The organism is Roseomonas fluvialis (assembly GCF_022846615.1).
GTDB lineage: Bacteria > Pseudomonadota > Alphaproteobacteria > Acetobacterales > Acetobacteraceae > Neoroseomonas > Neoroseomonas fluvialis.
Genome location: NZ_AP025637.1, coordinates 1,154,439 through 1,170,000 on the forward strand (window position 1 = coordinate 1,154,439; position 15,562 = coordinate 1,170,000).

The 15,562-nt window shown below is 70.6% G+C and carries 13 protein-coding genes; 8 read left to right on the forward strand and 5 right to left on the reverse strand.

From position 1 onward, the window contains the following. Positions 1 to 35 precede the first annotated feature (35 nt). Both MWM08_RS05660 and MWM08_RS05665 read left to right on the forward strand, forming a co-directional pair. On the forward strand, positions 36 to 1,580 hold the full coding sequence (locus tag MWM08_RS05660; protein WP_341482868.1) for a carboxyl transferase domain-containing protein: 1,545 nt from the start codon (positions 36 to 38) through the stop codon (positions 1,578 to 1,580). Continuing rightward, positions 1,580 to 3,553 carry an acetyl/propionyl/methylcrotonyl-CoA carboxylase subunit alpha gene (locus tag MWM08_RS05665; RefSeq protein WP_244458495.1) on the forward strand — a complete coding sequence of 658 codons (1,974 nt, stop codon included), beginning with the start codon at positions 1,580 to 1,582 and terminating at the stop codon, positions 3,551 to 3,553. Before MWM08_RS05660 ends, MWM08_RS05665 begins: the two co-directional genes overlap by 1 nt. On the opposite strand, the gene MWM08_RS05670 is transcribed toward MWM08_RS05665, so the two are convergent. The 4 genes from MWM08_RS05670 to MWM08_RS05685 form a co-directional block, all read right to left on the reverse strand. Further along, complete coding sequence (locus MWM08_RS05670; RefSeq protein ID WP_244458496.1) at positions 3,525 to 3,986, reverse strand: hypothetical protein; 462 nt, start codon at positions 3,984 to 3,986, stop codon at positions 3,525 to 3,527. The genes MWM08_RS05665 and MWM08_RS05670 overlap by 29 nt on opposite strands. Before the next feature lie 65 nt (positions 3,987 to 4,051). Then, a complete protein-coding gene (locus MWM08_RS05675) occupies positions 4,052 to 7,273 on the reverse strand; it encodes an error-prone DNA polymerase (protein ID WP_244458497.1) in 3,222 nt (1,073 codons plus the stop codon). After that, positions 7,270 to 8,742 carry a Y-family DNA polymerase gene (locus MWM08_RS05680; RefSeq protein WP_244458498.1) on the reverse strand — a complete coding sequence of 491 codons (1,473 nt, stop codon included), beginning with the start codon at positions 8,740 to 8,742 and terminating at the stop codon, positions 7,270 to 7,272. The genes MWM08_RS05675 and MWM08_RS05680 overlap by 4 nt, the downstream gene beginning before the upstream one ends. 266 nt (positions 8,743 to 9,008) lie before the next feature. Then, complete coding sequence (locus MWM08_RS05685; RefSeq protein ID WP_244458499.1) at positions 9,009 to 9,743, reverse strand: ImuA family protein; 735 nt, start codon at positions 9,741 to 9,743, stop codon at positions 9,009 to 9,011. A gap of 206 nt (positions 9,744 to 9,949) precedes the next feature. On the opposite strand from MWM08_RS05685, the gene MWM08_RS05690 reads away from it, so the two are divergent. Further along, entirely contained in the window at positions 9,950 to 10,972 is a 1,023-nt protein-coding gene (locus tag MWM08_RS05690) for a cysteine synthase A (protein ID WP_244458500.1), read from the forward strand. Positions 10,973 to 10,988: 16 nt separating this feature from the next. After that, positions 10,989 to 11,642, forward strand: a complete 654-nt coding sequence (gene cysE / locus MWM08_RS05695; protein WP_244458501.1) for a serine O-acetyltransferase — start codon at positions 10,989 to 10,991, stop codon at positions 11,640 to 11,642. Positions 11,643 to 11,673: 31 nt separating this feature from the next. On the opposite strand, the gene MWM08_RS05700 is transcribed toward cysE, so the two are convergent. After that, the gene (locus tag MWM08_RS05700) at positions 11,674 to 11,895 is read right to left on the reverse strand and encodes a DUF1127 domain-containing protein (protein ID WP_244458502.1); all 222 of its coding nucleotides are present in this window, start codon (positions 11,893 to 11,895) and stop codon (positions 11,674 to 11,676) included. A 154-nt stretch (positions 11,896 to 12,049) separates the two neighbouring features. On the opposite strand from MWM08_RS05700, the gene MWM08_RS05705 reads away from it, so the two are divergent. The 4 genes from MWM08_RS05705 to MWM08_RS05720 all read left to right on the forward strand — a co-directional run bounded on the left by MWM08_RS05705 (position 12,050) and on the right by MWM08_RS05720 (position 15,531). After that, positions 12,050 to 12,934 (forward strand): LysR substrate-binding domain-containing protein, encoded by an 885-nt coding sequence (locus MWM08_RS05705; RefSeq protein WP_244458503.1) that lies wholly within the window; start codon positions 12,050 to 12,052, stop codon positions 12,932 to 12,934. 71 nt (positions 12,935 to 13,005) lie between these two features. Next, complete coding sequence (locus MWM08_RS05710) at positions 13,006 to 13,977, forward strand: tripartite tricarboxylate transporter substrate-binding protein (protein ID WP_244458504.1); 972 nt, start codon at positions 13,006 to 13,008, stop codon at positions 13,975 to 13,977. A 1-nt stretch (position 13,978) separates the two neighbouring features. Beyond that, complete coding sequence (locus MWM08_RS05715) at positions 13,979 to 14,563, forward strand: D-sedoheptulose-7-phosphate isomerase (protein WP_423816014.1); 585 nt, start codon at positions 13,979 to 13,981, stop codon at positions 14,561 to 14,563. Continuing rightward, positions 14,560 to 15,531: an NAD-dependent epimerase/dehydratase family protein gene (locus MWM08_RS05720; protein ID WP_244458505.1), complete on the forward strand. Its 972-nt coding sequence runs from the start codon at positions 14,560 to 14,562 to the stop codon at positions 15,529 to 15,531. The genes MWM08_RS05715 and MWM08_RS05720 overlap by 4 nt, the downstream gene beginning before the upstream one ends. Positions 15,532 to 15,562: the final 31 nt, after the last annotated feature.

Below are 15,562 nucleotides of genomic sequence, written 5' to 3' on the forward strand. Positions count from 1 at the left end.
CACGCGGGGAGTCCTTCCGCGCCAATGTCGCGACCATGCGCGGCCTGCTGGACGCAGTCGGCGCGCGCGCCGCCGAGGCGGCCGCGGGCGGACCGCCCGCCGCGCGGGAGAAGCACCTCGCGCGGGGGAAGCTGCTGCCGCGCGAACGCGTGGAACGACTGCTCGATCCCGGCGCGCCCTTTCTCGAATTATCGCCGCTGGCCGCGCACGGGATGTATGGCGGGGAGGTTCCCGGTGCCGGGATCATCACCGGCATTGGCCGCGTTTTGGGGCGCGAATGCGTCATTGTCGCCAACGACGCCACGGTGAAGGGCGGTACCTACTACCCGATCACCGTGAAGAAACACCTTCGTGCACAGGAGATCGCGCAGCAGAACCGGCTGCCCTGCATCTACCTGGTCGATTCCGGCGGGGCGAACCTCCCCAACCAGGACGAGATCTTTCCGGACCGCGACCATTTCGGCCGCATCTTCTTCAACCAGGCGCGCATGTCGGCGGCCGGCGTTCCGCAGGTTGCGGCGGTCATGGGCTCCTGCACCGCAGGCGGCGCCTACGTTCCCGCGATGTGCGACGAGGCGGTGATCGTGCGCGATCAGGGCACGATCTTCCTGGCCGGCCCACCGCTCGTGAAGGCCGCGACGGGAGAGGTCGTCAGTGCCGAGGACCTTGGCGGCGCCGACGTGCACACGCGGCTTTCCGGCGTGGCGGACCACTACGCGGCGGATGACATGCACGCGCTCGGTATGATCCGGCGCATCATCGGCAATCTTGGTCGCGGTCCGCGCGCGATGCTCGACCTGCGCGCTCCGACACCGCCGCGCTACGATCCGGCGGAACTGCACGGCATCATTCCCCCTGATCTGCGTACCCCGGTCGATGCGCGCGAGATCATCGCTCGCATCGTCGACGGGTCCGAACTCGATGAGTTCAAGCATCGCTACGGCACCACGCTGGTCTGCGGCTTCGCGCGCATCTGGGGGATGCCGGTCGGCATCCTCGCCAACAATGGCATCCTGTTTTCGGAATCCGCGCAGAAGGGCGCGCATTTCGTCGAACTGTGCTGCCAGCGCGGCGTTCCGCTGCTGTTCCTGCAGAACATCGCAGGCTTCATGGTCGGGCGGAAATACGAGGCCGGCGGCATTGCAAAGGATGGCGCGAAGCTGGTCACCGCCGTCGCCTGCGCCAATGTGCCGAAGTTCACCGTCATCACCGGCGGATCCTTCGGTGCCGGCAACTACGGCATGTGCGGGCGCGCCTATTCGCCGCGCTTCCTGTTCACCTGGCCGAATTCCCGCATTTCCGTCATGGGCGGCGAACAGGCCGCCAGTGTTCTCGCCACGCTGCGGCGCGACAACATCGAGGCACGCGGCGGCACTTGGCCGGCGACGGAGGAAGACGCCTTCAAGGCCCCGATCCGCGAGAAGTACGAACGTGAAGGGGACCCCACCTACGCCACTGCGCGTCTGTGGGACGACGGCATCATCGACCCGGCCGACACGCGCGACGTGCTTGGTCTCGCGATGGCCGCATCTCTGAACGCCCCGATCGAGGAAACACGCTTCGGCGTGTTCCGCATGTGATGTTCCGCAGCCTGCTGATCGCCAATCGCGGCGAGATCGCCTGCCGCATCATGCGCACGGCACAGCGCATGGGCATTCGCTGCATCGCGGTGTTCAGCGAAGCCGATGCCGGCGCTCTGCATGTCGCGCTGGCCCACGAGGCGCATCCCATCGGTCCGGCCGCGGCGCGTGAGAGCTATCTGCGCGCCGACCGCATCATCGCCGTCGCGAAGGCCACGGGCGCGGAAGCGATCCACCCCGGCTACGGCTTCCTCTCCGAGAACGCCGATTTCGCAGAAGCCTGCGCGGCCGCCGGGATCGCCTTCGTCGGACCTCCGCCTGCCGCCATTCGCGCCATGGGCAGCAAGGCAGAATCGAAGGCGCTGATGGTCGCAGCTGGCGTGCCCGTGGTGCCCGGCTACCATGGCGAGGACCAGTCAGAGGATCACCTCGCGGCGGAAGCCGCCCGCATCGGCTTTCCCGTGCTCATCAAGGCGAGCGCGGGCGGCGGCGGCAAGGGCATGCGCCCTGTCCTCTCGCCCGCCGAATTCCGCGAGGAACTGGCCGGCGCGCGCCGCGAGGCCAAGGCGGCCTTCGGCGACGACCGGGTGCTGCTCGAACGCTACCTCCAGAAGCCGCGCCACGTGGAGGTGCAGGTCTTCGCTGACAGCGAGGGCCGCACCATCCATCTGCACACGCGGGATTGCTCGGTTCAGCGCCGGCACCAGAAGGTGCTGGAGGAAGCGCCTGCGCCGGACCTGGCGCCCGCACTGCGCGAACGTCTGCACGATGCGGCGATCGCGGCGGCGCGCGCCGTCGGCTACGTCAATGCCGGCACGATCGAATTCATCGTCGAGGGCGACGACGCCTTCTTCATGGAGATGAACACCCGCCTGCAGGTCGAACACCCGGTGACGGAGATGATCACCGGCCTCGACCTGGTGGAATGGCAACTGCGTATTGCCGCCGGCGAGCCACTACCCCTGGACGAAGCCCCCGAAGCCATGGGCCACGCTGTCGAGGTTCGTCTTTATGCCGAGGACCCCGGCGCCGATTTCCGCCCTTCGATCGGCAGGCTTTCGCGCTTCTTCGGCCCTGCGCAGCGCCCCGGCGTGCGCATGGACACCGGCGTCCGCGATGGCGACCGCATCACGCCGCATTACGACCCGATGATCGCGAAGGTGATCGCCGCCGCGCCGGATCGCGACTCCGCGCTGGACCGGCTGCATACCGCGTTGACCGAAACGCAGGTGGCCGGCCTCAGCACCAACCTCGGGTTCCTGCGGCGCCTGACGGCACATCCGGCCATGCGCGCCGCGGAACTCGACACCGGCTTCATCGCTCGCCACGCGGCGGAGCTCATCCCGCCGCCGCGCGAGACCCCCGCACGGGCGCTCGCCGCCTTCGCTGCGGTCTATCTGGAGCGCCTGCGCCTGCGGATCGAAAGCGCCTCCCCCTGGGATGTCTGCCTGGGTTTCCGCCTGTTCGGCGAGGGAGAACAGCTTCTCCTGCTGCGAGACGAGGCGCGCCTGCGCCGCGTGCTGGTGCGCCGGCGGCGCGGCGCGATGCAGGTGGTTGTCGATGGCGGTACGCCCATCTCGGTCCGAGCCGACCTTTCGGTCGACCTTCGCGCCGCGATCGACGGGGTCTGGCACCGTGTGCCCTTTACGGTGGATGGTGACGCCATTGCACTGACCTTCGGCGGCGAGGACTACGACCTCCGCCTGGTCGATCCCCACGCGCCGCTCGGCGGCGATGCGGCCGCGGAAGGCCGTCTGTCCGCACCCATCCCGGGCCGCGTCGTGCAGATGCTGGTCTCGGTCGGCGATCGCGTCGTGCGCGGCCAGCTTGTCGCGATCCTGGAGGCGATGAAGACCGAACTGCGCATCAGCGCACCGGCGGATGGCGTGGTCACGCATCTCGGCTGCGCAGCAGGCGACAGCGTCGAGGAAGGGACCGAGATCGTCACCCTCGCGCCGGTCGAGGACGCATAGCCTCCCGGATCGGGTGGCGCAGCAGCACGCCGGCGCGGCGCAGCGCGCAGCCCAGGTGGATGGCCGGCGGCATCGCCTCATACGCCGCGCGCAGCGGCAGCAGGCGCAATAGGGCGGCCAACGCCTCGCTGCGGGCACCGCGTTGCGCCAGGGCGCAGGCGAGCAGAAGAGCAGCTTCCTGCGGGGCCACGCGGGGGCACAGGGCGCAGCCGGCGGCGATCGGCGCGGCGCGCAGCAGCGAATCGAGCGGCGGCACGGCAGCGGCGGCGTCCTCGGTCGCCAGGATCATCGTCATGGCGGGCAGCGGGGCCAGCCCGGCGCGGGCTGCCGCATGCCAGGCGCGCAACGCGTCGAGCAGCAGGTGTTCGGGCGGCGGCAGGTCGTCGGTCGGTGCGCCAGCCCAGGGCCAGTCGGGCAGTCCGTGCGTCGCCATGTGGGCTCCTTGCGCTGCGGGTCCCAGACGTAGCGCAAGTGATAATTATTCGCAATAATGGCCTGTCAGTGGAAATCCCGGCTCGGCGGCATCCGCACCCGTGCGCGTGGATCGTCGCGCGGGTGGGGCCGGCGCACCTCGTCGGCGCGGGCCATGGTCGCTTCCCAGCGCGCCTCCTCCATCAGGTGCAGACCGTCCAGCAGGTCGGAGCGATCTTCAACGCGTGCGATCAGCAGATGGATGATCGGCACGGCGGATTCTTCATGCCGTTCCACGCGGCCTTCCGCCACGATCAGGCGCGAGGCCACGACGGCGGCGCGGAAGCGCTCGGCGGTGTCGGGATACATCACCAGGTTGGCGATGCCGTGTTCGTCCTCCACGGTGAAGAACACCACGCCCTTCGCACTGCCGGGACGCTGGCGTACCAGCACCAGGCCGGGCAGGCGCAAACGGCGGCCCTGCGGTGCGGCATTCAGCGCGCGCGTATCGGCCAGTCCCAGCGCATCCAGCTGGGGGCGCAGCAACGCCATCGGATGCGCGCGCAGCGTCAGCCCGGTGCCGGCGTAGTCCAGCACGGTTTGCTCGCCGGCGGTCGCGCGCGGCAGGCGGGGCGCGGTCTCGGTGCCATCATGCGAGGCGAGCGGCGGGGCCGGGCTGGACAGAGCCGCGGCATCCCACAGCGCCGCGCGGCGGTCGCGCCCCAGGCCGCGGAAGGCATCCGCCTGGGCCAGGGCCTCGAGGTCGCCGCGGTCGAGCCGCGCGCGCCGCGCCAGGTCCGCGATGGACGAGAAGGGTGCCGCCGCCCGCGCCGCGACGATGCGCCGCGCCGCCTCCTCGCCGAAGCCGCTCACCAGCCGCAGCCCGAGCCGCAGCGCCAGCCCCTCCGCGCTGCGGGCTTCGGGTTCCAGCGTGCAGTCCCAGTCGCTCGTTGCCACATCCGCCGCGCGCACCGCGACGCGATGGTCCTTCGCATCGCGCACGATCTGCGCCGGCGCATAGAAGCCCATCGGCTGGCTGTTGAGCAGCGCGGCCGCGAAGACCGTGGGGTGGTGGCACTTCACCCACGCACTCGCATAGACCAGCAGGGCGAAGGACATGGCGTGGCTTTCCGGAAAGCCGTAGCTGCCGAAGCCCTCGATCTGGTGGAAGCAGCGCTCGGCGAAATCCTCCGGGTAGCCGCGCGCGAGCATGCCGCCGATGAATTTCTGCCGGAACGCCGCGACCTTGCCCTCGTTGCGGAAGGTCGCCATGGCGCGGCGCAGCGCATCCGCCTCGGTCGGCGTGAAGCCGGCGGCGACGATGGCGATGCGCATCGCTTGTTCCTGGAACAGCGGTACGCCGAAGGTGTTCTGCAGCACGGCCTTCAGCTCATTCGGATCGCCCGTGGTGGGGGAGGGGATGTCGGCCGGTTCCAGCCCGTCCCTTCGCCGTAGATACGGATGCACCATGTCGCCCTGGATTGGCCCAGGGCGGACGATCGCCACCTCCACCACCAGGTCGTAGAACTTCCGGGGCTTGAGGCGCGGCAGCATGTTCATCTGCGCGCGGCTTTCTACCTGGAAGACGCCGACCGCGTCCGCCTTGCACAGCATGTCGTAGACGCGCGGATCGGTTGGCTTCAGATCCCGCAGCCCGATGCGCGTGCTGTGATGTTGCGCGATCAGGTCGAAGCCGCGCCTGAGGCAGGTCAGCATCCCCAGCCCCAGCACATCGACCTTCATCATGCGCAGCGCCTCGATGTCGTCCTTGTCCCATTCGAGGGTGGTGCGATCCGCCATCGATGCGTTGGACACCACGGCGAGTTCGACCAGCGGTCCCTCGGTGATGACGAAGCCGCCGACATGGGTCGAGAGGTGGCGCGGGAAATCCTGAATCTCCTCCGCCAGTTCGATCGCCATGGCTAGGCGCGGGTCGGCGGCGGCATCGAGTCCCTTCTCAGCCGCGACCTCGGTCATGTCGCGATCCCCGCGCGGGCCCCAGACGGCCTTGGCCAAGCCCGCGGTGATGTCCTCCGTCAGGCCGAGCGCCTTGCCGACCTCGCGGATCGCGCCGCGATGGCGGTAGCGGTTCAGCGTGGCACAGAGTGCTGCACGGTCGCGACCGTAGCGTTCGTAGATGTGCTGGATCACCTCCTCGCGCCGTTCGTGTTCGAAATCCACGTCGATGTCGGGCGGTTCGTTGCGCGCGGTCGACAGGAAGCGGGCAAACAGCAGGTCATGCGCCTCGACATCCGCCGCGGTTATGCCGAGCACGTAGCAGACCGCCGAATTCGCCGCTGATCCGCGCCCTTGGAACAGGATGCCCTTGCTTTGCGCGAAGCGGACGATCTCGTGCACCGTGAGGAAATACGGCGCGTAGTCGAGCTGCTGGATGAGCGCGAGTTCCTCATCCAGCAACCGCTGCAGCTTCGCCGATGGCCCGTTCGGCCAGCGTTCGGCCAGCGCCTGCTCCACGCGCGCGTGCAGCGTCTCCTGCGCGGTGCGCCCTGCGTCCAGGACCTCCTTCGGATACTCGTAGCTCAACTCATCCAGGCTGAAGTGGCAGGCTTCGACGACGCGGTGCGTGTTCGCCACCGCATCCTCGTGCCCCTGGAACAAGCGCCGCATCTCGGCCGGCGGCTTCAGATGCGCCTCGGCATTCGCTTCCGCCGCCAGACCAAGCGCATCGATCGTGGTACGCAGGCGGATGGCGGTCATCACATCCGCCAGCCGCCGGCGCTCCGGCGCATGGAAGCGCGCCCCGCCCGCGGTGAGCAGCGGCGGCCCGATCCGCGCCAGCGCATCCAGCCGCTTGCGGTCATCGCCGCGAAAGCGATGCGTGGCGGCGCAGAACAGCGGCAGCGCCAGATGCGGGTGCAGCGCAGTCGCATCGGCGCGCAGCCTGGTCGCGAAATCCGGCCCGATCTCCTCCGGCACAACCAGCGCCATGACGCTGCCCGTCGCATGCGCGACCAGCGCTGCGCGGTCGATGCGGCATTCACCTTTCGGTGCCGCCATGCGTCCCGCCGAAAGCAGCCGCGTCAGCCGCCCCCAGGCCGCGCGGTCCGTCGGCCAGGCGAGGTAGTCGAAGCCGTCATCCAGACACAGCCTTACGCCGGGCACGAAACGCAGCCCTTCGTCCCGCGCCGCGACATGCGCCCGCACCACGCCGGCGAAGGAATTGCGGTCCGTCACGCCGATCGCCGCATGGCCAAGCGCCTTGGCCGTGCCCACGATCTCGTGCGGATGCGATGCGCCTTCGAGGAAGGAAAAATTCGTCAGCGCACCCAGCTCGGCGAAGGCCGTCACGGCAGATGCCCGTGGAGGACCCAGCGCGCGTCCGGCCCCATCGGCCCGGCCCGGCAGACCCAAAGCCGGACGCCGGATTCCAGCTCGACCCGATAGTAGTCGCGCGGCAGCCGGTCGGGTCGGTCCCGCCACCATTCGGGTTCGATCCGCTCGGGCCCCTCGGCACGCACCACCCGCTGCCAGGCGCGGCCGAGTCGCAGCCGGAAGGGCGGCCCGTCCGGGACTTCGGCCATCACCTCCAGCGCGGGCGGGCGGCGCAGCAGGCGCACCGGACGCGGCCTCGGCACCCATGGGTCCGGCACCTCTACCGGCTCGAAAGGGTTCACCCGCGCCATGGCCCGCTCCGGCCAGTGGCTCGCCCGCGGCGCCAGGCGCCAGACCGGCAGGCGCTGCGCCAAGCGGTCGAGCAACTGCGCCAGTTCCGCCTGCCGCCCCGCGCGCGCTGCCGTGCCGAGACCGTCCTGCACGCCGGTCAGCGGGTCGGCCACCGGCGCTTCCAGCGTGATCCGGTCGTAGCCGCAGTCCGGTTCCAGCCGTTCCAGTTTCCCGTGGAACAGCCGGGCCAGATGCTTCGGGTCGCGCGTGGCGAGCCCCGTGCCGATCGCGACCTCCTGCACCGCGCCATCGACGCGATGCGCGCGCAGCAGCATCCGCCGTGCACCGCGCCCGGCCTCCCGCAGCGCGCGGCACAGCGCGTCCAGCAGCAGGCCCAGCGCCGCCTCGATCCCCGCCCGCGTCACCACCGGGTCGGCGAAATCCTGCGCCACCTGCATCTCGGGCGGCGTGCGAATGGGGGAGATCGGCCGACCGGCCTGCCCCAGCGCTTCGTCCAGCGCCCGCGCCAGGCCGGCGCCGAAGCGCCGCACCAGCCCCGCGCGCGGCTGCGCCGCGACGCTGCCCACATCACGCAGGCCCAGCCCTTGCAGAGCGCTCACCAGCGCCGGTTCCAGCCGCAAGGCCGCCAGCGAGAGCGGCTTCACCGCGGCCTCCTCAAGCCCCGGCGCCACCACACCGCCGCGGCCCGCCCGCACCAGCGCCAACGCCACCCCGGGCATCCCCGCCACCGCCCCCCGCGCCGTCAGCCCCAGCCGCGCGAGCCGTCCCAGCACCTCCGCCCGCAACGCTTTCTCACCCCCGAACAGATGCGCCACGCCAGTGATATCGAGCAGCAACCCATCCGTGCCCTCGATCCCTACGAGCGGCGTGAAGCGCAGGCACCACAGCGCCAATCGCTCCAGCGCCGCGGCATCCGCGGCCGGATCCTCCGGCACCAGCACCACCCCGGGCAGGATCGCCTGCGCATCGGCCAGCGCCTGGCCGATGCGTAGCCCGGCGGACGCCGCCTCGGCACTCACCGACACAACCACCCGCCGCGCCCCACGCTGCGCCCAGACGGTGACAGGGCCGGGACGACGCAGGCGCTCGACCGGCAGGTGAGGCAGGAGGAGGGCGAGGGTGCGGCGCTCCACGTTGGGGATGGCGCTGCCAGGGGGCGCTGCCCCCTGGACCCCCGCCGGGGAGGCTGCGGCCTCCCCGGACCCCGCGATCAATGGGGGTGGGAGAGGGAGGGGCAGGGTACGCGCGTGATCGAGGGCGTGCCCGCGAGCCCCTCCCTCTCCCACCCCCATCAAGAATCCCGCGGGTCTGGGGGCGCGTATGCCCCCAGCGGGGGGGGCGGGGGGCTGGCCCCCCGTCGCACCCTTCCCCAACCGCGGCGGCCTGCAACACCGCCGCCTCATGCCCGCCGCCGTGTGGTGACCGTGCCTGTCCCGTCCTCGGTCACCAGGTCGCTGCCGTGCCAGGTGGCGCGCCAGGTGGTCGGTCGGCCGCCGCGGCAGCGCAGCAGATCGAGGTTCCAGGCCGGGTCGCCGATGGCGTGCTGGCTGGTGCTGTCGGACGGGGCGGCGCCGATGCGCCAGCGGGTCAGGGCGGCGGTCGGGGCGGCGCCGTCCTCGTCCGGGCGCAGCAGCAGGCCGAGCACGCCGCCCGCCTCGGCCGCCAGTTGCAGCCGACGGGCGGCGGTGAGGTCGAGCGCGCCGGTCATCAGCAGCGCGGCGCCGACGGCCGGGCAGCGCAGGGTTTCCTCCATGGCCCAGAGCGCGTCCTGCGCACGTGGCGCGCGGACCAGCACCAGTTGGGTGGGCGAGAGGCCGAAGCGTGCCAGGCCGGGTGGCCAGGCATCGGGATCGGGGGCGATCCAGAGCACCGTGCCCCCGGCGCGCCCCAGCACCAGGGCCGCGAATCCGGCGGCGGCGCCGGGTTCGGCGGCCAGGATCTCGTGCAGCGCGGCGCGCGGCAGGCCGCCCCAGGGCAGGCCGGAATCGATGGCGGGGGACAGGGGGATGGCGTCCTCCCCCCGCGTGGCCAGGGCTTCGGACGCACCCGCACGTTCGAGCCGCGCGATGCGGGCACGGAGCGCCGAGAGCAGGGCAGGGCGGTCGAGCGGGGGGGCGTTCGGGGGGCTGGACATGGCCTGGGGGAGGGCCGCTGATGTTCGCTTTATGTTCTCGTATTGCCGGGCCAAAGGTCAAGGACCGTGGATGGTTTCGCGTCGTGAGGGCGCACTTCGCCAAGAGTTTCTGCAGATAATGCTCTCAGGAGAAAGGGTTTCCCGCCCCTTGTCCGGCCCGTCCGGGCAACCGACCATCATCAACCGGTACGCAAGGACGCCCGACCATGGATGCAACCCCGCCCCCTTCCACCAGCATCGTGGATGGCTTCGAGGGTGCGGTCGGCAACACGCCCCTCATTCGCCTACGCCGCGCCAGCGAGGCGACCGGCTGCGAGATATTGGGCAAGGCGGAATTCATGAATCCCGGCGGGTCGGTGAAGGACCGCGCAGGGCTTGGCATCATCCTTGATGCCGAACAGCGCGGGCTGCTGACCCCGGGCAAGCCGGGCACCATCGTCGAGGGAACCGCGGGGAACACCGGCATCGGCATCACGCTGGTGGCCAATGCGCGCGGCTATCGCGCCGTGATCGTGGTGCCCGAGACGCAAAGCCGCGAGAAGATCGACTTCCTGCGCATGATCGGCGCCGACCTGCGGCTGATCCCGGCCAAGCCCTATTCCGACCCCGGCAACTACGTCCACTACAGCCGCCGCCTGGCGGAGGAGATGGGCGCAGTCCACGCCAACCAGTTCGACAATCTGGCGAACCGCAGCGCGCATGAGGCGACGACGGGGCCCGAGATCTGGACCCAGACCGGCGGGCATATCGACGCCTTCACCTGCTCCTGCGGGACCGGCGGCACGCTGGCCGGCGTGGCTCGCGCGCTCAAGGCCCGCAAGCCCGGCGCGCGCATCGTGCTCGCCGACCCGATGGGCAGCTCGCTTTATTCCTGGGTGAAGACCGGCGAATTGAAGCCCGAAGGCAGTTCCATCACCGAGGGTATCGGCCAGGCCGCCCGCGTCCCCGGCAACCTCGAACCCGACCGCGCGCTGATCGACGACGCCGTGCAGGTGACGGACGAGGAAGCGCTCGAGCAGGTCTTCGACCTGCAGATCCATGAGGGCATCTCGATCGGCGGGTCGGCGGGCGTGAACGTCGCGGCGGCGATCAAGGTCGCGAAGGCGCTCGGGCCTGGGCACCGCGTGGTGACCATCCTGTGCGATGGCGGCGCGCGCTACCAGTCCAAGCTGTTCAACCCGGACTTCCTGCGCGGCAAGGGCCTGCCCGTGCCGCCGTGGCTGGCCTGACGCGACGGGGGCACCGATGGAAATCACCGAACTCGCCCGCGCCATCCGAAGCCGTGACCCGGCCCGGCCGTCCTGGCCTGAGGCCGTGCTATGCTACGCCGGGCTGCATGCCGTGCTGTGGCACCGCATGGCTCATGCGCTGTGGCGGAGGGGCCTGAAGGGCCTCGCGCGCTTCGTCTCCCATATAGGCCGTTTCCTGACCGGCATCGAGATCCATCCCGGGGCGACCATCGGCCGGCGGCTGTTCATCGACCACGGCATGGGCGTGGTGATCGGCGAGACGGCGCAGATCGGCGACGACGTGCTGATCTATCATGGCGTGACGCTGGGCGGGCTGTCAGGCAGCCCGGGCAAGCGGCACCCGACCATCGGCAACAACGTCGCGATCGGTGCGGGGGCGCAGGTGCTAGGGCCGATCACCATCGGCGATGGCGCGCGCATCGGCGCGAATGCCGTGGTGACCAAGGACGTGCCGCGGGATTGCACCGTGGTCGGCATCCCGGCCCGCCCGCCGGCAGGGTCGATCTGTACCGACCCGACGCTGGGCTACGGCCTGACCGACCCCGACCAGGACCCGGTCGGCGAGCAACTGGCGGTGATGCGCGCCGAGATGGCGGCGCTGCGCGCGCGGGTCGCTGAACTGGAACGGCAGCCGGTCGAGGCGCGCTGAGAGGCGCCCCGCCGGTGTGAATGTCGGCGGCTCAGCGCCGCCGGGGCGCCAGGTCCCAAGGCGCGCGGCGGGCTTCTTCCAGCGCCTCGGATCGGCTGATGCCGATATCGGCCAGCATGCGGCGATCCATCTCGGCGAGCTGGCGGCGGGTCTCGATCGCCTGCAGTACGCGATGCAACGGGACAAGCCAGCCGTTGCCGCGGGCGGCCATGAACCGAACGGCATGGAATACGGGAATGCTGCGGATCGTCATGGCGGGCCTCCTGGTTGCGCCGCAACGAACATTGCGGAGAGGCCCGTATCAGAAAAACGAAATCAATTGACGTTTAACATCAGAAAGTCTGATGTTTCGATTGCCTGCCGAAAGCAGCAGGCCGCGACGATCCACCTCCGCCCGGCCCCCACCCATGCTTGCCATCCCCCCTGGAATCGACCCCGACCTGTTGCGGTCCTTCGTGCTGATCGCCGAAGGCGGGTCCTTCACCCGCGCGGCGTCTGCCGTGGGGCGGACGCAATCGGCGGTGTCGATGCAGATCCGCCGGCTCGAGGAGACGCTCGGTCAGCCCTTGCTGCTGCGTGGGCCGCGCGGGGTGGAGACCACGCCGCACGGCGCCTGGTTGCTCGACCGCGCCAAGCGGCTGCTCGCGATGCATGACGAGATCTTCGCGAGCTTCCGCACGCCGGCTGTGTCCGGGACCGTGCGACTCGGCACGCCGGACGACTACGCGCTGCGCTGGCTGCCGGGAATCCTGGCGCGCTTCGCCGAGGTACATCCGGCGGTCGAGGTCGAGGTGACCTGCGCGCCCTCCAGCGAGTTGGTCGACCGCCTCGAGAATGACGAGATCGACCTGACGCTGCTCTCCGCCGGCAACGAGCGCCCGGGCATGGTCGGGCAGCCGCTGTGGCGCGCCGGGCTGCGCTGGATCGGGTCGGTCGCGCATGCCGCGCATCGTCGGGCGCCCATGCCCCTGGCCACCGCGCAGCCGCGCTGCGTCTGGCATCGCGCCGCCGTGCGCGCGCTGGATGAGGCCGGCATCGCCTGGCGCGTCGCCTACACCAGCACCTCGCAGGCTGGCACGCTGGCACCTGCGCTGGCGGGCCTGGCCGTGACCATCGGCCTGCCCGGACCCTTGCCGGCGGGGCTACGATTCCTCGGCCCGGAGGACGGCATGCCGCCGCTGCCGGACTTCTCCATCATCCTGATCAGCGGCGCCGTCGGCGGCCCCGTGGTCGAGACATTGTCGGAGGCGATCCGCGCCGGCTTCGCGGAGGCCGCGGTCACCCAGGCTTGAGCGCCCGGTCGGGGCGTGTCATCTGCGCGCGCGAAAGCCCCGTTCAGGGCACTGACTTCGGGAGAATGGACGTGATCGACCGCCGCCTGCTTCTGGCCGCAGCCACCGCGGGGCTTGCCGCGCCGCGCATCGGGGGCGCGCAGGGCACATGGCCCGATCGGCCCGTGCGTATCATCGTCCCTTTCCCGCCCGGCGGTTCGGTCGACACCATTGCGCGCATCTTCCAGGCCAAGCTGGCCGAGGGACTCGGCCGGCCCGTGGTGATCGACAACCGCGGCGGTGCCTCGGGGTCGATCGGCGGCAGCGAGATGGCCCGCGCGGCACCGGACGGCTACACCTGGATGCTCGCCTACGACAACGAGGCGACCAACCAGACCGTGATGCGCCTGCCCTACCGTGCGATGGAGGCCTTCGCGCCGGTGAGCCTGGTGGCGACTGGGCCGCTCGCGCTGGTGGCGCACAAGGACACGCCGTACCGGACCTTCCAGGACCTGGTCGATGCCGCCAAGCGCGCGCCAGACACCATTGGCTATGCGACATCGGGCGTGGGCGGCCTCGCGCATGTGTCGACCACGCTGCTGAGCAGCCAGGCTGGCATCCGGCTGACGCACGTGCCGTATCGTGGCGGCGGGCCTGCCGTGCAGGACGCGGTCGCGGGCAACGTGCCTCTCTTCATGTCCAACATCGTGATCATCAGCCAGCACATCCGGTCCGGGACGTTGCGACCGCTTGGCGTGACCACGCAGGGCGAGACGCGGCACGTGCCCGGCGCGCGGTCCTTCGCGCAGCAGGGGTTCGGCGATTTCGTCGCGCCAACCTGGTGGGCCTTCCTTGGCCGCGCGGGCACGCCCGAGCCGATCCTGCGGCGCATGCATGAGGCGTTGACGCGCGCCATTACCGATGCCGACGTGAAGGCCAAGATCGAGGAGCAGGGCTGCGACGTGCAGGCGTCCTCGCCGGAGGTCTGCGGGCGGTTCCTCGCGGCCGAGATCGAGAAGTGGGGGCGGGTGATCCGCGCCAACAACATCACTGCGGACAGCTGACGTGACCGAGGCCGCGCGCTTCGCGGCGATGATGGAGGAGGGCGCCGTGCTGCGGCGTCGCCTCGCAACCGAGGCCGCGGCCGCGCTGTTGGGCGTGGTCGACGCCTGCGAGGCGGCGATCCGCGGCGGCGGGCGGCTGTTCTTCTGCGGCAATGGCGGCAGTGCCGCGGATGCGCAGCATCTCGCGACGGAACTCCTGGTGCGGTTGCGATCGAGCGTCGAGCGACCCTCCTGGCCAGCCATCGCGCTGACTCTCGACCCCACGGCGCTGACCGCCGGCGGCAACGACTACGGTTTCGAGGAAGTGTTCGCGCGACCGCTGTCGGGGCTCGGGCGCGCGGGTGACGTGCTGTTCGGCATCACGACCAGCGGGAAGTCGCCCAATGTGCTGCGGGCGCTGGAGACGGCGCGCGGCATGGGCATCGTGACGGTCGGGATGCTCGGCGGGGAGGGTGGGCCCGCGCGTGCGCTGTGCGACCATGTACTGGTGGTTCCGAGCCCGGTGACGGCGCGCATCCAGGAGGCGCACATCGCCCTGGGCCACGCCGTGATGGAACTGCTCGAGGATCGGCTGGTGCGCGCATGACGGTCCTGGTGACCGGTGCGGCGGGCTTTGTCGGCATGCATGTTGCGCAGGCGCTGCTTTCGCGGGGCGAGCGCGTGGTCGGCGTGGACAACCTCACGCCGTACTACGACGTGCGGCTGAAGCGAGCACGGCTCGCGCGGCTAGAGTCGCAGGCTGGATTCACCTTCATCGAGGCGGACGTGGCTGATCGTGGTGTGATGCTGCCGCTCGCCGCGACGCAGTCGGAGGTGACGCGCGTGGTGCACCTCGCGGCGCAACCTGGCGTGCGGCATTCGCTCGTGGACCCCTTCGCCTATGTCGAGGCGAATGTGATGGGGCACCTGGTAATGCTCGAGGTCGCGCGGCGCCTGCCGCGGCTCGAGCACCTGGTCTATGCCTCGTCATCTTCCGTGTATGGCGGGAACCGCAAGCTGCCCTTCGCGGAGGCGGACCGGGTCGATCATCCGGTGTCGCTCTATGCGGCGACGAAGCGCTCAGCCGAACTGATCAGCGAATCCTACGCGCATCTGTTCGGCCTGCCGCAGACCGGTCTGCGCTTCTTCACGGTCTACGGCCCCTGGGGGCGGCCCGACATGGCGCCGTGGATGTTCGCTGACGCGATCCTGAGCGGGCGGCCGGTCACGCTCTATGACGGCGGGCGGCTGAAGCGGGACTTCACCTACGTGGACGACATCGCTGCGGGGGTGCTGGGCTGTCTTGACCTTCCACCGGACGGGCGCGCGCCGCGCCTGCTGAACATCGGCAACCATCGCAGCGAGGAGGTGCGCCGCTTCGTGGAGGTGCTCGAGACGGCGTTGGGGCGGCGCGCCATCGTGGTCGACACGCCGCGGCCACCCACGGATGTCGAGGAGACTTTCGCCGATATCTCGGCAATTCAGGCCGTGTGCGGCTTTGTGCCGAGCACACCGATCGACGTTGGCGTGCCGCGTTTTGCGTCCTGGTATCTTTCGTGGCGCGAGGGGGGTTGACCGGGTCTGCGAAGGCGCATAGAAGCCCCGT

What these genes read in the sequence shown, in the direction of transcription:
- MWM08_RS05685 (WP_244458499.1), bottom strand. Translation starts at nt 9,743, where the DNA reads ATGTCCAGCCCCCCGAACGCCCCCCCGCTCGACCGCCCTGCCCTGCTC.
- MWM08_RS05720 (WP_244458505.1), top strand. Translation starts at nt 14,560, where the DNA reads ATGACGGTCCTGGTGACCGGTGCGGCGGGCTTTGTCGGCATGCATGTT.
- MWM08_RS05670 (WP_244458496.1), bottom strand. Translation starts at nt 3,986, where the DNA reads ATGGCGACGCACGGACTGCCCGACTGGCCCTGGGCTGGCGCACCGACC.
- MWM08_RS05660 (WP_341482868.1), top strand. Translation starts at nt 36, where the DNA reads ATGCGCGGCCTGCTGGACGCAGTCGGCGCGCGCGCCGCCGAGGCGGCC.
- MWM08_RS05700 (WP_244458502.1), bottom strand. Translation starts at nt 11,895, where the DNA reads ATGACGATCCGCAGCATTCCCGTATTCCATGCCGTTCGGTTCATGGCC.
- cysE (WP_244458501.1), top strand. Translation starts at nt 10,989, where the DNA reads ATGGAAATCACCGAACTCGCCCGCGCCATCCGAAGCCGTGACCCGGCC.
- MWM08_RS05705 (WP_244458503.1), top strand. Translation starts at nt 12,050, where the DNA reads ATGCTTGCCATCCCCCCTGGAATCGACCCCGACCTGTTGCGGTCCTTC.
- MWM08_RS05665 (WP_244458495.1), top strand. Translation starts at nt 1,580, where the DNA reads ATGTTCCGCAGCCTGCTGATCGCCAATCGCGGCGAGATCGCCTGCCGC.
- MWM08_RS05690 (WP_244458500.1), top strand. Translation starts at nt 9,950, where the DNA reads ATGGATGCAACCCCGCCCCCTTCCACCAGCATCGTGGATGGCTTCGAG.